This window comes from Pseudoflavonifractor sp. 60 (genome assembly GCF_009911645.1).
Taxonomy (GTDB): Bacteria; Bacillota; Clostridia; order Oscillospirales; family Oscillospiraceae; genus Lawsonibacter.
In genome coordinates this window covers 1-1,652 of the sequence record NZ_QWKI01000190.1, presented here as the reverse complement: position 1 = coordinate 1,652, position 1,652 = coordinate 1, and the positions used below count along the sequence as shown (strand labels likewise).

Sequence of the window (1,652 nt, the reverse complement as noted above, 5' to 3'; positions counted from 1 at the left end):
GCAGCACTCATGCACAAGGCGGCGGGCGGCTCTGTACTGTGGGTAGTCCATGTAGGGGCGTTTACCGTTCATTTTCCTGCCCCTTTCCCCGTTCCGGCTCACGGCGCAAGATTTTGTCAAGATTGCTTTTCACGGTCTGCAATTCCCGGACGTTCCCTTTCTTCTCCCGGTACTCGTTATAAAGGGCGTTTTTCTCTTTGGTAAGCTGCTCAATCTCCGTTTGTAAGGTCTTGGAAGCTGGCAGTTTGGAGATTCCCTGTGCCTTGAAATACCGGGCGGCAGATTCGGAAATGATAAACTCGCTTTCGTGCTGCTCCCGGTAAGCTCTCCGTGCTTTCTCTGTTTTCTGCGCCCGCAATCCGTCACGGGCTGGCTTGGTCTTGATGTAGGCTAATAGCTGCTTCTGCAAGTCCTTTTTCTCCCGCAAGGTGCTTTCCACGGCTTTCAGTTTCCCGGTCACTTCATGCAGTCCGTCACTGGCGGCGGCAAGGGCGGCTTCCAGTTCTTCCGGGGAAGAAAAGCCGGATTCCTCATAAATACTCATTGTCGCCGCCATTTGCTTCAGATTGTGCAAAGTCGCCCATTTCTCGTAGCCTTTCCCTTTGCCCTCGGCTTTCTTGGCAGCTATGTCTACCATGCGCTGTACTTCGTCATTCTTTGGGGCGTTTATGGCGGCTTTGTTGCGCTGTAAGCGGTCTTTTATGCTGCGGGGGTATTCCTGTTTGGGTAGGGGCTTTTCGGCGGCTCTGGCGGCGTTCTGTGCGTTTATGGTGAGTGCTTCCAGTACGGCGGCACGGTCAAAATCATCACCTAATTTCCGGGCGGTAATGGGCTTCGTCCTGTCCGGGGTGAGATAGCTCAATCTTCCCCGGCTCTCCTTGACGGTCACGCCCTGTTGCAGCAGCTTCCCGGAAAAATCCTCAAAGGAAACGGCAGAGGACAGGGCGGCTCGGATTGTGCGCCGTAGCTTCTCCTTGTCGGTTTCAAACTTGGTCTGTTTGGGCGGCTCTCCCGTGGCGGCTTGGGAAGCGTTCTCCTTATCCAGTGCGGCTTGTCCTTTCCGCTTCGCCCAATACTCACGCTCGGTAACTCGGTTCTTGCTCCCGTTCAGCAAGTCAATCTGATAGAGGTTTTCCCGGTGGCACATCTCCATGACTTCCGCTTTGAAGTATTCCATAGCTGCGTCTGTACAGCGGTGCTTGCAGCCCTCCCTTGTGTCGGCTGGTCTTTCCATGTACGGCAATAGTGGTACTTCCGCAATCCGTAGGGAATTGATTACGATATGCACATGAATGTTGCCGCTGTGGTTATGCCCGTCCGGGTGGGTGCATACCAACGCTTGGTGTCCGGGAAAATGCGTCTTGCAAAATTCCTCTCCCAACGCTTGCGCCCGGTCTACGGTCAAGCCGTTGTCGGGTGCGTCACGGGGGTCAAAACTGATAATGTAGTGGTGGCTCTTTACGTCCTCCCGCTTTTGGTTCTTGCCGTATTTCAGATTGGAGCGCATACAAGCTATGGCGAAATCTTCATCACCGCAATTAAGGGAAGATATGCGGTAATCGTCACGGAGAACAAGCCGCCCGTTCCCGTCCAGTGTGGGCTTCATGGTAAACTCGTCATGCTCAAAGGTTAGGTACTGCTCGGCAGCTCCG

1 protein-coding gene is annotated in these 1,652 nt (G+C 54.2%); it reads right to left on the bottom strand.

The window, feature by feature from the left end:
- Window positions 1-61 precede the first annotated feature (61 nt).
- On the bottom strand, window positions 62-1,652 hold a 1,591-nt coding region (locus tag D1646_RS18950), incomplete at its 5' end, for a relaxase/mobilization nuclease domain-containing protein (protein ID WP_160637967.1).